This window comes from Staphylococcus saccharolyticus (genome assembly GCF_900458815.1).
In the GTDB taxonomy this organism is placed as follows: Bacteria; Bacillota; Bacilli; order Staphylococcales; family Staphylococcaceae; genus Staphylococcus; species Staphylococcus saccharolyticus.
In genome coordinates, this window is the sequence record NZ_UHDZ01000001.1 from 322,780 (window position 1) to 340,666 (window position 17,887).

Sequence of the window (17,887 nt, forward strand, 5' to 3'; positions counted from 1 at the left end):
ACTAATATATGATTCAACGTAAAGGTGAGAAAGTGCTATCTTGGATAGGTATCGTACTAAATTTTATGTATACCGGATTTATTGGATTAATGATTACGATGATGTATCAATCAGACTTTAAAAAGGAGATTTTAACTGAGGCTATCAATCAAGATCCAGATGCGTCAGCACAATATTATCACTCGTATAGTATCATAATGAACATGGGTACAGGATTTATCATATTCCTAATTGTATTGCTAATCATCGCGATTGTGGCAACAATTATAATAAATAAAAATCCAAAACTTGCAGGTATTTTATTATTAATCATAGGTATTATATAGGCATAGTTATAAGTCTTATTGCAGGCATTTTATGGATTATTGCAGGTATTATGCTATTAGCTCGTAAACCACAGAATGATAATGATGACCTCGTTGACGTAGAAAACTGGCAATAAAAATCATCGTCTTGTCATTATTTGCAAAAAGGTACTATCAGCTACGTATCATTAACGATCCAACACCTCAGTTGGGTCGTTTTTGTTTCTTTGAAATGTGTTACTTACTAATTATGTAGTATGAATTTTGAAACAGAATGTTATGAAAAACGAAATTTACATCAAAATATTGAAAGTATAATCTTGCCAATTTGAAATATTACGATGCGCACAACACAATATTTCTTTAAAAATGAAGTTTTAAAAATTATATTTTAGTCTATATATATGTTGCAAACAAAATGACAGGTCAATCATATGAGATTTAAAAATAATACGTTTTTTTATATTTCCTCCATAGATTAAAGTTTATTAAGTGTATTAACATACTCGTTACTGTTGTTTTAGAAATGCAGATTTAATTTTCACAATCATCCAAATCACAAATTTTAAAAAAGGAGGCGCCTTAAAGGATGAATTGGATATCGATCATTTTCTTTATATTAGTTGTATGTGGTATTTCATTATATGCATATATACAATCTAGAAAGGTTAAAACTAATAGTTCGGATGGTTACTTTATGGGAGGTAACAGTCTTACAGGATTTACAGTCGCTTCAACGATTATAATGACTAACTTATCAACTGAACAAATCGTTGGTCAAAATGGACAAAGTTATTCACAAGGTATGGAAGTCATGGCTTGGGAGGTAACAGCAGCAGTTGCAGTGGTGTTATTGGCATGGGTCTTCCTACCGAAGTATCTTAAATACGGTGTGAATACTATTTCAGAGTTTCTTGAATTACGTTATGACACATTTACTAAACTATTTGTATCTATTCTATTTATCTTTACTTATGTAGTGTCATTCCTACCAGTTGTACTTTATTCAGGATCATTGGTCTTTAATAAGATGTTTAAAGTGGATGAATACTTAGGCGTAAGTAGTTCTACGGCTGTCATTATTATTTCCTCAATTATTGGTATTATAGGCATCATCTATTTATTTGTAGGTGGTTTATCTTTAAGTGCATTCAGTGATTCTATTTACGGTATGACTTTAATTATTGGAGGCCTTGCAATTACCATTCTAGGATTAGGACATCTAGGGGACGGTAATTTCTTGCATGGCTTCGACAAAATGGTTCAAGATACACCGGAGAAGTTAAATGGTTTCGGTAAAATCGATTCTGACATCGTACCTTGGCCCACACTATTCTTTGGTATGTTCTTTAATAACTTATTCTTCTGGTGTGCTAATCAAATGATTGTACAAAAAGCGCTAGCTGCAAAAAACTTAAAAGAAGCTCAAAAAGGTGCTATTTACTTGAGTCTCTTTAAAGTTTTTGGTCCATTATTTACAGTATTACCTGGCGTAGTTGCATTTAATTATTTCAATGGCAATATAAAAACTTCAGATAATGCTTATCCAGCGCTTGTTACTTCAGTATTACCTGAATGGACATTTGGTCTGTTTGGTGCCGTTATTTTTGGCGCTATATTAAGTTCTTTTGTCGGATCACTCAACAGTACGACGACATTATTAACTTTAGATTTTTATAAACCAATTTTCGGTAAAAATAAATTAGATAAACATATCGCACGTGTCGGTCATATCGCTACTATTATTATCGGTGTGATAGTTGTTGCACTTGCACCAGTAATTTCATTATTCCCAAGTGGACTATACGCAGTTGTTCAACAATTTAACGGTGTATATAGTATGCCAGTATTAGCACTGATTCTTGTTGCGTTCTTCTCAAAACGTACATCTAAATTAGGTGCTAAAGTAGCACTCTTTACACATATTATTTTGTACGCCATCATTAGTCTTGTATTCACACAAATTAATTATTTATATACGTTCAGTATGTTATTCTTTGTCGATTTATTTATTGTGCTTATTTTCAATAAAATCAAACCTTCAAGTGAATTTGATTTAAAAACGCATCAAGCAAAAGTCGATATGACACCTTGGAAATATCGCTATGTATCAGGTATTATTGTTTTAATTTTAGTAGTTATTAGCTATATTATCTTTTCACCACTCGTTCTCGCAAAATAAATGTTAAAATTAGAAATTAATAGTTGAATGAGTAAAAGTGTACGCTAAAAAACGTTTTGTACGTGTAGGCGTGTACTTTAACTATAATTAAATTTATTTTTAAGTAAATAAACAAGAAGGGAGGTAACACAAACGATGCAAACAGTTGGTATCATACCCTCACCCGGTGTTGCGCATGGACATGTAAAAAAGATTGTCCCTCAAATTAAACAGTTGCTTACTGAACGTATTGATTATAGGCAGTGGCATTTTGAAATTAAAGTAGATTTAATGATAGGGTCAGCTAAAGATGTACATGAGAATGTTGATAAAGCTTCTCAAATTAAAGATCAACATGAATGTGATTATGTGATTTGTTTAACTGATCTACCCAGTATTTCAGATAACAAAGTGGTGGTCAGTGATTTTAACAGCGACAAACAAGTCGCTATGCTCTCTTTACCTGCATTAGGGTTTATTGATCTTAGGCGTAAATTAATTAGTACAATGACATCACTCATAGAACAACTCTATTACGAAACGCCCAAAGAAAAGAATGCTCCTCATCCGCTAGTGCGCGTTAAATCAGTTGAGCCTGAAGAGGATACAACTTCCAAGCAACGTTATATCAATGTGTTATTTATCATGAGTTGGCTTCAATTAATAGGAGGACTTACACGTGTGAATCAACCTTGGAAAACATCTTTAATTTTAAGAAGATTATTTCAGTAGCCTTTGCTACAGGCACATATATTTCTATTTTCTCTATGCCTTGGGAATTAAGTGTGATTTATTCTCCGTTTAGACTAATTTTGTTGATGATTGTTTCCATATTGGGGATGTCCGGATGGCTATTTTATGCTCATCAATTAATAGAAAAGAAAACTGCTAAATCTCAACGTGTTTATCGCTACATTTACAATTCAACAACGCTTGTAACATTAAGTGTGATTACCTTAATCAATTACGTTATTTTATATCTCTTATTAATCATTAGTATCACTTTATTTGTACCTGTAGAACTTTTTAATAGTTGGACATGTGCAAAAGTACAGTTCACTTTCACAAATTATGCGCGTTTAATTTGGTTTGTAGCTTCATTAGATCTTTTAGCAGGAGCTATGGGTTCTACAGTTGAAAATGAAGAAAAAATAAGACGTATTACCTATTCATATAGACAATACCATCGCTATAAAGAAGCAGAACAAGAACAAAAAGAGCAAGAAACCTCTCAAGATGCCTCTCAGCAACAAGTTGAACAACAAACGTCAAGTAATGAAAGTGATAATGAACAATATAAAGGTCAGAAACAAGAACATAGAGAGGAGGATAACTGATGGGGCTACAAAAATCAATTGGACTTGTTGTTGCTCTTGGAGTAACAGAACGCTTAGCTGAAAATCTTCTTAAAGAATTACCAGATATGTTGTCACAGGAATACGATAATCAACAAGAATGGGTCTTTGATTTAGTCACGGATCCGCTTACTGGTTTTGCAGAATCTGTTAATGAGATTTTTAAAAAAATTGCCGATTATCATGATTATCGGCAGTGGAATTACGTGATTTCAGTTACAGATTTACCTATGTTTGCGAATCAACAGGTCATGGCTTTAGATATTAACATGGACAATGGAGCAGCAATCTTTTCGTACCCAGCATTTGGTTGGCGTCCAGTGAAAAAAAGATTTAAACATGCAATCTTTAATATTATTCGAGAATTAAATGAAGCTGAGCTTCTTAAACGTGACTATGATGATAATCATCGAATTGAAAAATCTGTTAAACAACAGTTTCCATTCTCTAAAATTGATAAAACGACAGTATACTTAAAAGAAATAAATTCCTACCATCTAAGATATTTATCAAGTTCACGTTCAAGAGGTATGTTCAGACTTGTCAGTGGAATGACGTTTGCGAATAATTCTTTAAATATGATGGCAAGTTTAAGTAACATTGTAGCCATTGCCTTTACAACCAGTGTATTTGGACTTGTGTTTACAACTATGTGGCAAATGGCGCTTAAGTTCTCGATGTGGCGTTTGTTAGGAATTTCAGTCATCGCAATAATAGGAATGCTGATTTGGATTATGATGTCACACGACTTATGGGAGTCTGTCAAAAATAGTAATCATCAACGTATTACATGGTTGTATAATCTAACAACTATAATGACGTTAGTGATTGCTATTATTATCTACTATATTATTCTTTATCTATTATTCTTAATTGCAGAATTAGTACTCTTACCAGCTGATTTCCTTGGACAGCAGGTAAGTCTAAATGGTCCAGCTGGTCCAGATTTATATTTAAGCATCCCTTGGTTTGCAGCTTCAGTTTCAACAGTGGCTGGTGCTATTGGTGCAGGATTACTTAATGATGAATTAATTAAAGAAAGTATGTATGGTTATCGTCAACGTATTCGATATGAAAAACATCGTCGGTAAGCGCTTATGCTTTTGCCGATGATTTTTTATATTTAAAAACCATGTAAAAAAAGAGTGTTTATCCATGTTAAAGATATATAATTTTTATAAAAAGTATTTTAAAATATTGATAGCAACTTTTAATAGCGATAACTTGAAAGTAGGGATGGAAATGAATTGTTCTAATTGTGGAAAAAATAGAGGGAAATGATAAGTTTTGTGTTAACTGTGGTCAAAAGCAACAGTCTGGACATCATAATACGACATCAGAGAGTATGACAAAGATGAAAGAAGTAAAATGTCCAAACTGTCATGAACAGATTGAAAGCGAGGATAAGTTCTGCATGAATTGTGGTTATCATCTTCAAGATACCACATCACAAGTTCATCAAAGTGTGGAGGCACATACATATTCTGATACTGCACCCAAGGTTGAAAAGGAAGTTGCAGAAAGTATTAATCTTACAGAAGAAGCTAAAAATCTTTTCAATAACACAACTAAGTCTATTGGCAAACTCGCAGGTAATGAGGAGAGTTTAAAACTGAATCTACGAGATATGTTTTCAGAAGTTTTTAAATCTCATACAAAAGATGAGTCTGATGCAGTATTTATTGCGGGAACTGAAAGTACAACGCCGCATATTAATGAAGTTTCTGAAGAATGGGGAAGACCATAGGTATTTTCTCGCGTATTTCTAGCATTAGGAATTACATTTTTAGCGTTATGGCTTTTAACAAATGTTTTTGTTAATGAAAAGGCAGTACCTGGGATGATTTTTATTGGTGCATTAACAATTCCTATATCTGGATTAATCTTCTTCTTTGAATCAAATGCTTTTAAAAATATTAGTATCTTTAATGTCATGGAAATGTTCTTTATCGGAGGTGTTTTTTCACTTCTTAGTACAATGATACTTTATAACTTTGTGACATTTAGCGAAGAGTCACAGTATTATGGAGTGATGACAATTAGAGATGCTTTCTTAGTTGGATTAGTAGAAGAAATGGGCAAAGCAGTGATTGTCATTTTATTTGTAAACTATTTAAAAACAAATAAAATTCTTAATGGTTTACTTATAGGTGCGTCAGTTGGCGCTGGATTTGCTGTGTTTGAGATAGCAGGCTACATTTTGGAGTATAGTTTATCATCTTATGATGAGCTCAGTGCTATGACGGAATTAATTGTGGCAAGAGGTTGGACTTCTTTAGGTGGTCATTTAGTATGGGCCGCTATTGTTGGTGCTGCAGCAGTGATAGTTAAAGAAACATGAAACTTTGAGTGGACAAATATTATAGATAAACGTTTCTTATTTTTCTTTTTTGTAGCCGCTGTGCTTCACGGAATATGGGATACAGATATCACTATTTTGGGTAGCTTGAATTTGAAATATATCTTGCTAATTGTGATTGCTAGGATATTTATTTTTATACTAATGAAATCAGATTTGACACAGGTAAATAAACTGCGCAAGGAATACAATAGCATGGAAGAAGGTTGATTTTTATGAAATTTTGTCCCAATTGTGGAAACCCATTAAAGGAAGGTCAATCATTTTGTAACAAGTGTGGTTCAAAGCTACAGAAAGCTCAAGGTAAAAGCATTGACAAATGCCTCACGACATAAGGTCATCAACCCAATCGTCAACAGTGTCCATATAAGGACCAACAGCAAAGAAATAACATGTATACTGAATCTTATAGAGAAAAGAAACATACAGGTTGGCTTATTATGTTATCAATTATTTTTATATTGTTGATAGCTACACTTTTATACGGAGCTTATTATGCTACGACCATTATATTAAAAGAGATGATAATCAACATCAAACGACTCAATTTAACCAAACGCATGAGAAAGATAGTAGTGATGTGAGTAAAAACTCAAATAGTCCTAAAATTAATATTTTTAGTAGTGATTTCGATATAGGCTATATGAAGTCTGCTTCTACGAATGGCTATCATGGTGTCTATAAAGGGATGACTCGTCAAGAAGTTGAAGATAAATATGGAAAGTCTGACGGTAAAGTTGAAAGTTTAAAATGGAAGTATGAAAAATATGGTGATTTAGCGGTAGCTTACGAAGATAATGAAGTTATACAAGTTGGTGTTGCGCCAAAGAATTTGACTGAAGACAAATTCATAAGCACATATCATGAGCCAGATAATAAAAATTCAGATCAACTTATTTATGACAATAATAAAGATAACGGCTTTTCTGTTCTAGTAAATGTGAAAAACGGTAACTTTACAGTTATCGAAAATGTAAATCAAATCTAAACAGATTAAGAAATTAGCCATTCAATGCTTAAGTATCTAACATTGAATGGTTTTTTAAGCATTATTTTTGAAATATAATCATTCATACAATATACTACAATCAATCGCGCACGATTGAAAAGAGGTGAATGTGTGAATAAAAAAGATATGGTACTTGCAAACCAGTTATGTTTTTCAGCATATAATGTAAGTCGTTTGTTTGCGAAATTCTATGAAAAAGAACTTAAACGGTTTGGTTTAACCTATTCACAGTATCTCGTGTTATTAGCATTGTGGGAAAATGACAATCAAACTCTAAATGCCATTGGTAAGCAATTAGAGTTATCTAGTAACACGCTAACCCCATTATTAAAAAGGCTCGAACAAGCAGGATGGGTTAAAAGAGGACGATCGAGAGAAGATAAAAGACAACTTATTGTTACTCTTACACATAAAGCGTATCGGCAACAAGACGCAGTATTTAAAGCTATTTCTAGCTGTATACCACACGAATTTAACTCAACAGAATATTTTAAAACGAAAGAAGTATTCGACGAACTAGAATCAACGCTGAAAGCACTCATACAAAAATAATAAAAAGGATCAGGGAATATGAAACAAATATGATGCAGTATTTCTAGGAAGTGGACACGCAGCATGGCATGCAGCACTTACTTTAAAACAATTTGGTAAATCTGTAGCAATCGTAGAAAAAGATACAATCGCAGGAACATGTACGAACTTTGGTTGTAACGCTAAAATTTTACTTGAAGGCCCCTATGAGGTATTAGAAGAAGCAGCTCAATATCCAAATATTATCAATACACAAAATCTTGAAGTGAATTGGCAAAGTTTAATGGACTATAAAAAAGAATTTATTAATCCAATGTCTGGTTCTCTTACATCATTGTTTGAAAATCAAGGTATTGATGTCATTATGGGTAAAGGTACTATTTTAGATGAACACAGTATTGATGTAGAGGGAGAAACAGTTGGTGCAGAATACATTGTTGTGGCAACAGGACAACATAGTAATAAATTAGGTATTGAAGGTAAAGAATATACGAATGATAGTAGAGATTTCTTATCAATGGAGTCTCTTCCTAATAGTATTACTTTCATTGGAGCAGGTATCATAAGTATAGAATTTGCTTCTATCATGATTAAATTAGGTGTTGAAGTCAATGTGGTTCATAATAATAATGAACCTTTAAAAGGCTTTAATGAAGCACATATCGATAAATTAATAGAAAAATTAAAATCAGAAGGTGTCAATTTCTATTTCAATGAAAATACTCAATCAGTTCAACCATCAGGTGAACGTTTTGTAGTAACTACTGAATCTGGATTATCACTTGAAACGGATTATGTACTAGATGCAACAGGTAGAAAACCTAATGTTCAAGATATAGGTCTAGAAAAAGTAGGTATTAAATTTAGTGGTAGAGGTATTGTAGTTGATGAACACTTAAGAACAAATGTGAAAAACATTTTTGCAAGCGGTGATGTACTTGATAAAAGTATTCCTAAATTAACACCAACTGCAACATTTGAATTTAATTATATCGCTGCTTATATTCTTGGATTGAATCAACAACCAATACAATATCCTGCAATTCCTTCAGTATTATATTCACTACCAAGATTATCTCAAATAGGTGTGACAGTAAGTGAAGCTCAAAACAACGATGATTATACAGTAAAAGATATACCATTCGATCAACAAATGGTATTTGAATATCAAAATGAAACTGAAGCGGAAATGTCTATCGTACTAGATAGTAATAAACGTTTAGTTGGTGCCGAAATTTATGGTAATGAAGCAAATGATTTAGTGAATTTATTAGTATTTATTATTAATAATAAAATGACTGTTCAAGAACTAAGTCAAAATATCTTTGCATTCCTTGGAGCTTCTAGTGGCGTTATTGATTTGTTAAAAATTGCAATGATGTAGGGGGATGTCCCAATGAATATGAGTGTTTATGATATAGAGGTTGAAAATTATAATGGTTCTACTTATTTTTTAGAAAAATATAAAGGAAAGGTTCTTATTATCGTAAATACTGCAACTAATTGCGCATTGAATGATCAATTAAAAAAATTAGAAACGATTTATAGAAAGTATAATAAAGATGGTTTAGAAATTTTATGTTTTCCATATAATGATTTTGACAATCAAGAACCGGGATTAATGAAAAATATTTATCGAAAATATCGTCATGATTTTGGTATAACTTTTCCCATTCATTATAAAATTAGTGTAAATGGAGACAATGAGCATCTTTTATATACTTTATTAAAATTTAAGCAACCGGGATTATTTGGTTCACAAATCAAGTGGAACTTCACTAAATTTGTGATAGATCGAGAGGGGAATGTTGTCAAAAGGTATTTACCTTTTGACAAGCTTGAACAAATTGAAATATATATTCGACAATTATTATGAGCCATAGTTAGGATTAGACGCATGCATCTAATCCTATTTTTATGTAAAAATTAACGGTAGAACTTTACAACCTCGTCTTGACTTTCAATATGAAAATAGTTAAAGTATAAAACATAATTATTCTGACAATTAATATATGTTTTGTTGTATTGGATTAATTTATGTATTGAAGGGGGACCATAGATTAATGTCAGTAGATACAATCACTTATGACAATTTCGTTGGTGATCCATTTATTAATGAGGTTAATACTGATAATGAAACAAAAGGTACGTATCACATCATAAAGTGGGCTTACCAAACTTATGGTGACACCATTGTTTACTCATGTAGCCTTGGAGCAGAAAGTATGGTGTTAATTGATTTAATTTATCAAATTAAACCAGATGCACAAATTGTCTTTTTAGATACAGACTTACATTTTCAAGAGACGTATGATTTGATTGATAGAGTGAAAGAAAAGTATCCACAATTACGTATTAATAAAATGAAAAAGGCAGAACTTACATTAGACAAACAAGCGGAGAAATATAATCCAGCTTTAAGGAAGAATAATCCTAACACCAATGTTGTTACATACGCAAGATTAAGCCATTAGAAGAAGTGTTGTCTGGAGCAATAGCTTGGATTTCAGGGTTAAGAAGAGATCAGTCTCCTACATGTGCACATACTAATTTTATAAATAAAGATGAACGTTTTAATTCAATTAATGTGTGTCCATTAATTTATTGGACTGAGGATGAAGTATGGAATTATATTAAATCTTATAATTTACCTTATAATGAACTTCACGATCAATACTATCCAAGTATTGGTTGTATTACTTGTACGTCACCAGTGTTTGATTCTAATGATTCGCGTGCAGGACGTTGGTCTAATTTTAACAAAACTGAGTGTGGTCTGCATGTTGCAGACAAATCATAGAAGATTGACAAAAATTTTTAAGATTAAAACATGGTAATCCTATAAGTTATTAAATCATTTAGACGTATTATTTTTTTCAATAGACTTTAAATACGTTTGACTTTCACTTTAATAAATTTTCTTAACAACGATACTTACTTTATAAGTTGAAATAGCAAGTTATTGCTTATGTGATAACACTAATACAATGTCCAGTATATTTAATTTACTGTTAAGAGTATTTGGTACATACTAGAAATGAAGATATTAAAAATGGTTTTTTAAAATATTATTTACTAAATGTTAATGTCAGGATAACAAAGTTAAGAGGTGGATATGATTGAACTTAAGTGTCACAAATAGTCCTTTTACTGAAGGACAAGCATCACAAATTAATGAATTACTTCAAACCTTAACGCCTAATCAAAAAGCATGGTTAAGTGGCTATCTAATGGCAAACCAACAAACAATTACAACATCAGACAGTGTAGCGAAGAATGAAACATCTCCACAAACTTTAAATAATAATACTGAAGCTATGTTGCAACAAAATGGGCCTTCAGTCACACCTGAAAAACGTTCGATAGCGGTTTTATATGGCTCGGAAACAGGAAATGCTCAAGGTTTAGCAGAAATATTTGAGCAAAGACTATCTGATATTGGTAACAATGTAACATTGAAATCTATGGATGCATTTAAACCCAAAGATTTAAAGAAAGTAGAGGATTTATTTATTGTTACTGCAACGCATGGTGAAGGAGATCCACCAGATAATGCTGTGGAATTGCATGAATACATTCATGGAAGAAAAGCACCTAAATTAAATGGCGTAAGATTCTCAGTTCTTGCGTTAGGGGATCAAACCTACGAATTCTTTTGTCAGACTGGCAAAGACTTTGATAATCGTTTAGCCGAATTAGGAGCAGAAAGAATTTATAATCGTGTTGATTGTGACGTTGATTATGAAGAAGCTGCTGAAAAATGGATGGCTAATGTTATCAGCGCTATAGATTCTACGCCAGCAGGTACAGAAAGCGAACAAATTGTAAGTGAATCTATTAAATCAGATAAAGAAAAGAAGTATTCTAAGTCTAATCCTTATGAAGCGGAAGTACTGACAAATATTAATTTAAATGGTAGAGGTTCTAATAAAGAAACGAGACATATTGAGCTTCTTCTTGATAATTTTGGCGAAGAATATGAGCCTGGAGATTGTCTTGTTGTATTACCTCAAAATGACCCAGCTTTGGTAGATTTATTAGTAAGTACGCTAGGTTGGAGCCCAGATACACAAGTGTTGATTAATGAATATGGAGATACTTTAAATCTTGAAGAGGCTTTAACCTCTCATTTTGAAATTACGAAGCTAACTAAACCACTTTTAGAAAATGCTGCTATGTTCTTTGATAATGATGAATTAACTGAAAAAATTCAAGATAAAGCATGGATTCAGAGTTATATAGAAGGTCGTGACTTTATCGATTTATTAAATGACTTTGCGACGACTGAATTGCAACCAGAAAATCTACATCAATTATTAAGAAAGCTACCACCAAGAGAATATTCGATTTCTAGTAGCTACAAAGCTACACCAGATGAAGTGCATATCACTGTGGGTACTGTAAGATACAATACACACAGTCGCAATCGTGCGGGCGTGTGTTCAGTTCAATTTGCAGAGAGAATCCAAGAAGGAGATACCGTTCCAATATATTTAAAAAGAAATCCTAATTTTAAATTTCCTAAAGATGATTCGACACCTGTGATTATGATAGGTCCAGGTACTGGTGTTGCACCTTTTAGATCGTATATGCAAGAATGTGAAGAATTAGGTTTTGAGGGCAATACATGGCTATTTTTCGGTGAACAACATTTTACAACTGATTTTCTTTATCAAACTGAATGGCAAGAGTGGCTTAAAGACGGTACTTTATCAAAGTTAGATGTTGCATTTTCTAGAGACACTGATCAAAAGGTATATGTTCAACATAGAATTACCGAAAATAGTGAGCAATTTAATCAATGGCTTGAAAACGGTGCAGTGATATATATTTGTGGCGATGAAAGTAAAATGGCTAAGGATGTTCATGAAGCGATTAAAAGTGTACTAAAGAAAGAACAAAATTTATCTGATGAGGATGCAGAAGTATATCTAAAACAGTTAAAACGAGATAAAAGATATCAACGAGACGTGTATTAATAGAAAGGATGGGGGATACATGGCTAATTCATATAAGTATATTTCAGAAGAACTTGATAAAAATTTTGATGAAATGGAATTCTTAAAAGCCGATAGTAACTTTCTACGCGGAACGATTGAACAAGGACTTGCTGATCCAATTACGGGCTCAATTACGCAAGATGATGCTAAACTATTAAAGTTCCACGGAAGTTACATGCAAGATGATAGAGATTTAAGAGATGAACGTCGTAAACAAAAGCTTGAACCAGCTTATAAATTTATGATTCGTGTTCGCGTACCGGTGGGTAAAGCGACACCGGCACAATGGATGATATTTCAAATCAACATGCCAATCATACAAGTAAACTAACTACACGCCAAGCTTTTCAATTTCATGGAATTCTCAAACATGACTTAAAGAAATCAATGAAAAAAATTAATGGTTCGGTCCTAGATTCTATTGCAGCATGTGGTGACGTTAACCGTAATACAATGTGTAATCTAAATCCATATCAGTCTCGCGTTCATAAAGAAGTTAATGATTATGCGACGACTATTAGTAACCATTTACTTCTAAGAACAGGAGCATATCATGAAATTTGGTTAGATGGTAAAAAAGTTTTGGATTCTAGTGAAGAAAAAGAGCCTATTTATGGTAAGATGTATTTACCACGCAAATTTAAAATCGGCATAGCAGTACCACCTTCTAATGATATCGACGTCTACCTGCAAGATATAGGTTTAATTGCAATTGTTGATAAGGATAAGTTAGTTGGATTTAACATCATAATAGGGGGCAGTATGGGAATGACACATGGAAACACAGATACTTACCCTCAATTAGGTCGCTTAATTGGATTTATACCTAAAGAGAAAGTCATAGAAGTGTGCGAAAAGCTGCTCACCATTCAACACGTGATTATGTTAATCGTGAAAATCGCAAAAATGCACGTTTTAAATATACAGTAGACCGACTTGGAGAAGAATGGGTGACTGAAGAATTGAATCGTCGTTTAGGATGGGAGATTGAAAATGCACGTGACTTTGAATTTAAACATAATGGTGACCGATTTAGGGTGGATTGAAGGCGAAGGGAATTGGAACTTTACTCTATTTATTCAAAATGGTCGCGTTAAAGATACCGTAGATTATAAATTGAAAACGGCGTTGAGAGAAATTGCTGAAATTCATACAGGTGATTTTAGATTATCACCGAATCAAAACTTAGTGATTGCTAATGTAAAACCTGATAAAAAAGATGATATTCAAGCAATTATTGATAAATACAAGTTAACTGATGATAAAAATTATCCAGGTTTACGTAGAAATTCAATGGCATGTGTAGTCTTTCCAACTTGTGGTTTAGCCATGGCAGAATCAGAAAGATATTTGCCATCTTTAATCTCTAAAATTGAATATTTATTAGATCAAGCTGGAATACAAGATGAGGACATAACCATTCGCATGACTGGTTGTCCAAATGGGTGTGCAAGACCAGTGTTAGCTGAAATCGCATTTATTGGTAAAGCTCCAGGTAAGTATAATATGTATTTAGGTGGCAGCTTTAAAGGTGAACACTTTGGCGATTTTGTTATTCGCACTGGAGTTGTAGGCAAAGTACACGATGGTCGAGACTTCCATAGCTAAATAAAGGGGGAATGGTTCATATGGGTAAGATATTTTTAGTGGGAGCTGGACCCGGTGATCCAGAATTTTAACAATTAAAGGTTTGAAGGCAATTAAAGAGGCCGATGTGATACTGTATGACAGATTAGTAAACAAAGATATCTTAAGCTATGCATCTACTTCTACAAAATTCTTCTATTGTGGTAAAGATCCCAATAGTCATTCTTTACCACAAGAAGCCACAAATAAAATGATGGTTACATTAGCAAGAAAAGGACATACGGTGACGCGTCTTAAAGGTGGGGATCCATTCGTCTTTGGTCGTGGGGGAGAAGAAGCGGAAGTATTAGCAAGTAATAAGATTCCTTTTGAAATTGTACCTGGCATTACGTCGGGGATAGCAGCACCGGCTTATGCTGGTATTCCAGTGACTCACCGAGATTATAGTTCATCAGTTGCCTTTGTGACTGCAGTCAATAAACTAGGAATGGACAAAGATAGATATTGGGAACATCTGGCAAATGGTCCTGAAACATTATGTGTTTATATGGGAGTGAAACGTCTTCCTGAAATTTGTGAATTATTGATGCACCATGGACGTTCAGAAGTGAACCAGTAGCACTTGTACACATGGGAACATCTCAACAACAGATTACTGTAGTTGGCACACTGAATTCAATCTTAGATAAAACGCATCATATTAAAAATCCGGCTATGATTGTTATAGGGGAAGTTGTAAAAATGAGAGAAAACATAAACTGGTTTACAGAGCAAACGATAGAATCTGAAGTGACGTTAACTCAGATAACATCTACCTAGTTGACTAGAATTAAGAGTTACCATGTATTGAGTTATTTATGTGAAGGATTATGAAATAATAGATAAAGTAACAAATATAGGAGGAGATCATCGTGAATATACCATTAATGGTTGATTTAACTAAAAAAAAGATAATCATCGTCGGGGGAGGAAAAATTGCAACTCGCCGTGTTCAAACATTGTTAGATTATACGAATAATATTCACGTGATTAGTCCAACTATTACAGAAACAATAGAAAAGTTAGTAAAGACTGGACGTATTTCTTACTCGGAAAAATGTTTTGAGTCTAAAGATATTGAAAAAGCAGATTTAGTGATTGCAGCTACAAATCTTGAAATGGTTAATAATCAAGTTAGATTATCAGTGCCAAGCCATGCATTATTTAATCATGCCGGACGTGCTGAGTTGGGAAATATCACTTTTCCAAATGTTTTTAAAAGAGATAGATTAACAATCAGTGTTTCTACTGGAGGGGTAAGTCCTAAATTAGGGCAGCGTATTATTAAAAGTTTAGAAGATACTTATACAGAAGATTATGCAGACTATGTTCAGTTTTTATATGAAAGTAGAAAGTACATTAAAGCACTCAAAATAGGGCCATCTGATAAACAAGCGTTACTTGAAGACATTTTATCAGACACATATTTAGATGAGAAGAAGCAACATGTATTCATCCGATGGCTTAAATCACAAGTCAAATGAAGAACGGGGCATTTAATATATGCGCAAAGTGTTAATTTTTGCAATCGCAGGATTCTTAGCTCAACTTGTAGATGGATCTCTAGGAATGGGATCTGGCGCTTCATCATCATCTATTTTATTAACTTATGGTATAGCACCAGCAATTGTATCTGCTACGTTTCACTTTTCAGAAATTGCGATTACAGCTGCTTCAGGTACGTCGCATTGGAAATTTGAAAATGTACATAAATCTACCATGTTAAAGCTTGCTATACTAGGTTCAATTAGTGCTTTTATAGGAGCGGGTGTTTTAACTTTTATTCATGGTGATTATATCAATTTTTATTCAAACGTGCACATGAGCATCATACACATGTAGGTGATTTAAATAGTTTCAAAGTGATTCCTCAAGGAGCAATTGCAGGATTTTAGATGCAATCGAAGGTGGTGGTTGGGGACCTGTAAATACACCACTTTTACTTTCAAGTAAAAAGATTCAACCTCGCTATGCTATTGGTATAGTATCAGCAAGTGAATTTTTTGTAACATCTTCGGCAGCAATTAGTTTTATTATCTTTTTAGGGTTAACTCAAATCAATTGGTTTGCTGTCATAGCGTTAAGTTTATGTGGCATGGTTGCTGCGCCTATATCCGCTTATTTAGTTAAGATTTTACCAATTAATATTTTGGCTATTTGTGTAGGTGGTTTAATTATTTTTACAAATAGTAATGCGTTACTGAGTTATTTTGTTCATGATGCAACCATTTCAAATACAATAAGAAGCATTATATTGGTAGCAATTACTGTTTTACTCGTTGTTCAGATGATTCGAAACAAGAAATTGTCTTTTTCTTACAAGAAAAACTGAGTAAACAAATATAATTAATTGGATAAAGGAGCTTTTGAGATAATGTCTAATAATGAAGAAGTAATCAACTATACAATTCAACCACATGGAGGCGAACTAATTAATCGCGTTATTGATGGCGAACAAAGAGAACGATTGATTGAAGAGGCGGCTGCGTACAAATCAATTACTTTAAATCCGTGGGAGATTTTTGATTTAGAACTTTATCGGTATTGGTGGATTCAGTCCTTTAACTGGATTTTTGAGTGAAGCATATTACACTAAAGTGGTCGAAGAAGCCCATTTAGAAAACGGATTAGTATGGAGTATTCCAATCACTTTACCTGTAACTGAAGATGAGGCAGATCAACTTAACATTGGTGATAACGTTGCTTTATATGGTGAAGATGGTAAGTTGTACGGAACGCTTAAATTAGAAGAAAAATATACCTATGATAAAGAAAAAGAAGCAAGATTAGTCTATGGAATAACTGAAGATGAGCACCCAGGTGTCAAGAAAGTTTATGAAAAAGGGAATATTTATTTAGCTGGACCTATCCAATTACTAAACCGTCGACACATGATGAATTCTCGGAATATCATTTAAATCCTTTAGAGACAAGACAGTTATTCCATGATTTAGGATGGAAGACAGTCGTAGGATTCCAAACTCGAAATCCTGTTCATCGTGCACATGCATACATTCAAAAATCAGCACTAGAAATCGTAGACGGTTTATTGTTAAATCCTCTTGTAGGTGAGACTAAATCAGATGATATACCTGCTGATGTTCGTATGAAAAGTTATGAAGTAATACTTAAACATTATTATCCAAAAGAGCGAGCACGATTAGTTATTTATCCGGCAGCTATGCGCTATGCTGGACCACGTGAAGCCATTTTACATGCAACAGTTTGTAAAAATTATGGTTGTACACACTTTATAGTTTGACGTGATCACGTTGGTGTAGGCGATTACTATGGCACATATGAAACTCAAGAATTGATATCTCAATTTGAAGATGAATTAGAAATTCAAATTTTATTGTGAGGCATGTGGTAATATGGCAACAGCTAAAACATGTCCGCATGATGCGTCTCAACACTTACATTTAAGTGGTACAAAAGTGAGAGAAAAGTTGCGTAATTGTGAATTCATTACCAACGAAATTTTCTAGACTAGAAGTTGCTGAAGTTCTTATCAAAGGATTACGAGGTAAATAAGAGAGGA

The 17,887-nt window shown here is 33.2% G+C and carries 6 protein-coding genes and 10 pseudogenes; all 16 read left to right on the plus strand.

What is annotated here, in order from left to right:
- Nucleotides 1-8 precede the first annotated feature (8 nt).
- Nucleotides 9-418 (plus strand): annotated as a pseudogene (locus tag DYE57_RS01380) (DUF4064 domain-containing protein); the annotation flags it as partial.
- A 476-nt stretch (nucleotides 419-894) separates the two neighbouring features.
- A complete protein-coding gene (locus DYE57_RS01385) occupies nucleotides 895-2,487 on the plus strand; it encodes a solute:sodium symporter family transporter (protein WP_115312597.1) in 1,593 nt (530 codons plus the stop codon).
- 135 nt (nucleotides 2,488-2,622) lie between these two features.
- Nucleotides 2,623-3,803: pseudogene (locus tag DYE57_RS01390) on the plus strand (5,10-methylene-tetrahydrofolate dehydrogenase).
- Complete coding sequence (locus DYE57_RS01395) at nucleotides 3,803-4,912, plus strand: 5,10-methylene-tetrahydrofolate dehydrogenase (RefSeq protein ID WP_115312598.1); 1,110 nt, start codon at nucleotides 3,803-3,805, stop codon at nucleotides 4,910-4,912. Before DYE57_RS01390 ends, DYE57_RS01395 begins: the two are co-directional and overlap by 1 nt.
- A gap of 176 nt (nucleotides 4,913-5,088) precedes the next feature.
- Nucleotides 5,089-6,390: pseudogene (locus DYE57_RS01400) on the plus strand (PrsW family glutamic-type intramembrane protease).
- 5 nt (nucleotides 6,391-6,395) lie between these two features.
- A pseudogene (locus DYE57_RS01410) lies at nucleotides 6,396-7,168 on the plus strand (zinc-ribbon domain-containing protein).
- Between the two features lie 147 nt (nucleotides 7,169-7,315).
- Nucleotides 7,316-7,741 carry a MarR family winged helix-turn-helix transcriptional regulator gene (locus tag DYE57_RS01415; RefSeq protein ID WP_238394118.1) on the plus strand — a complete coding sequence of 142 codons (426 nt, stop codon included), beginning with the start codon at nucleotides 7,316-7,318 and terminating at the stop codon, nucleotides 7,739-7,741.
- Between the two features lie 25 nt (nucleotides 7,742-7,766).
- Nucleotides 7,767-9,104, plus strand: a pseudogene (locus DYE57_RS01420) (dihydrolipoyl dehydrogenase family protein); the annotation flags it as partial.
- 18 nt (nucleotides 9,105-9,122) lie between these two features.
- Nucleotides 9,123-9,596: a glutathione peroxidase gene (locus tag DYE57_RS01425; RefSeq protein WP_115314107.1), complete on the plus strand. Its 474-nt coding sequence runs from the start codon at nucleotides 9,123-9,125 to the stop codon at nucleotides 9,594-9,596.
- Nucleotides 9,597-9,783: 187 nt separating this feature from the next.
- Nucleotides 9,784-10,520: pseudogene (locus DYE57_RS01430) on the plus strand (phosphoadenylyl-sulfate reductase).
- Nucleotides 10,521-10,839: 319 nt separating this feature from the next.
- Nucleotides 10,840-12,699, plus strand: a complete 1,860-nt coding sequence (locus DYE57_RS01435) for an assimilatory sulfite reductase (NADPH) flavoprotein subunit (protein WP_115312602.1) — start codon at nucleotides 10,840-10,842, stop codon at nucleotides 12,697-12,699.
- 19 nt (nucleotides 12,700-12,718) lie between these two features.
- A pseudogene (locus DYE57_RS01440) lies at nucleotides 12,719-14,328 on the plus strand (NADPH-dependent assimilatory sulfite reductase hemoprotein subunit).
- Nucleotides 14,329-14,348: 20 nt separating this feature from the next.
- Nucleotides 14,349-15,126, plus strand: a pseudogene (gene cobA, locus DYE57_RS01445) (uroporphyrinogen-III C-methyltransferase).
- A 92-nt stretch (nucleotides 15,127-15,218) separates the two neighbouring features.
- On the plus strand, nucleotides 15,219-15,830 hold the full coding sequence (locus tag DYE57_RS01450; RefSeq protein ID WP_115312603.1) for an NAD(P)-binding protein: 612 nt from the start codon (nucleotides 15,219-15,221) through the stop codon (nucleotides 15,828-15,830).
- A gap of 19 nt (nucleotides 15,831-15,849) precedes the next feature.
- Nucleotides 15,850-16,678, plus strand: a pseudogene (locus tag DYE57_RS01455) (sulfite exporter TauE/SafE family protein).
- 42 nt (nucleotides 16,679-16,720) lie between these two features.
- A pseudogene (gene sat / locus DYE57_RS01460) lies at nucleotides 16,721-17,880 on the plus strand (sulfate adenylyltransferase).
- Nucleotides 17,881-17,887 lie beyond the last annotated feature (7 nt).

Bases quoted from the DNA above. Each gene is read 5' to 3' on its own strand.
- DYE57_RS01425 (WP_115314107.1), top strand. From the start codon at position 9,123: ATGAGTGTTTATGATATAGAGGTTGAAAATTATAATGGTTCTACTTAT.
- DYE57_RS01385 (WP_115312597.1), top strand. From the start codon at position 895: ATGAATTGGATATCGATCATTTTCTTTATATTAGTTGTATGTGGTATT.
- DYE57_RS01415 (WP_238394118.1), top strand. From the start codon at position 7,316: ATGGTACTTGCAAACCAGTTATGTTTTTCAGCATATAATGTAAGTCGT.
- DYE57_RS01395 (WP_115312598.1), top strand. From the start codon at position 3,803: ATGGGGCTACAAAAATCAATTGGACTTGTTGTTGCTCTTGGAGTAACA.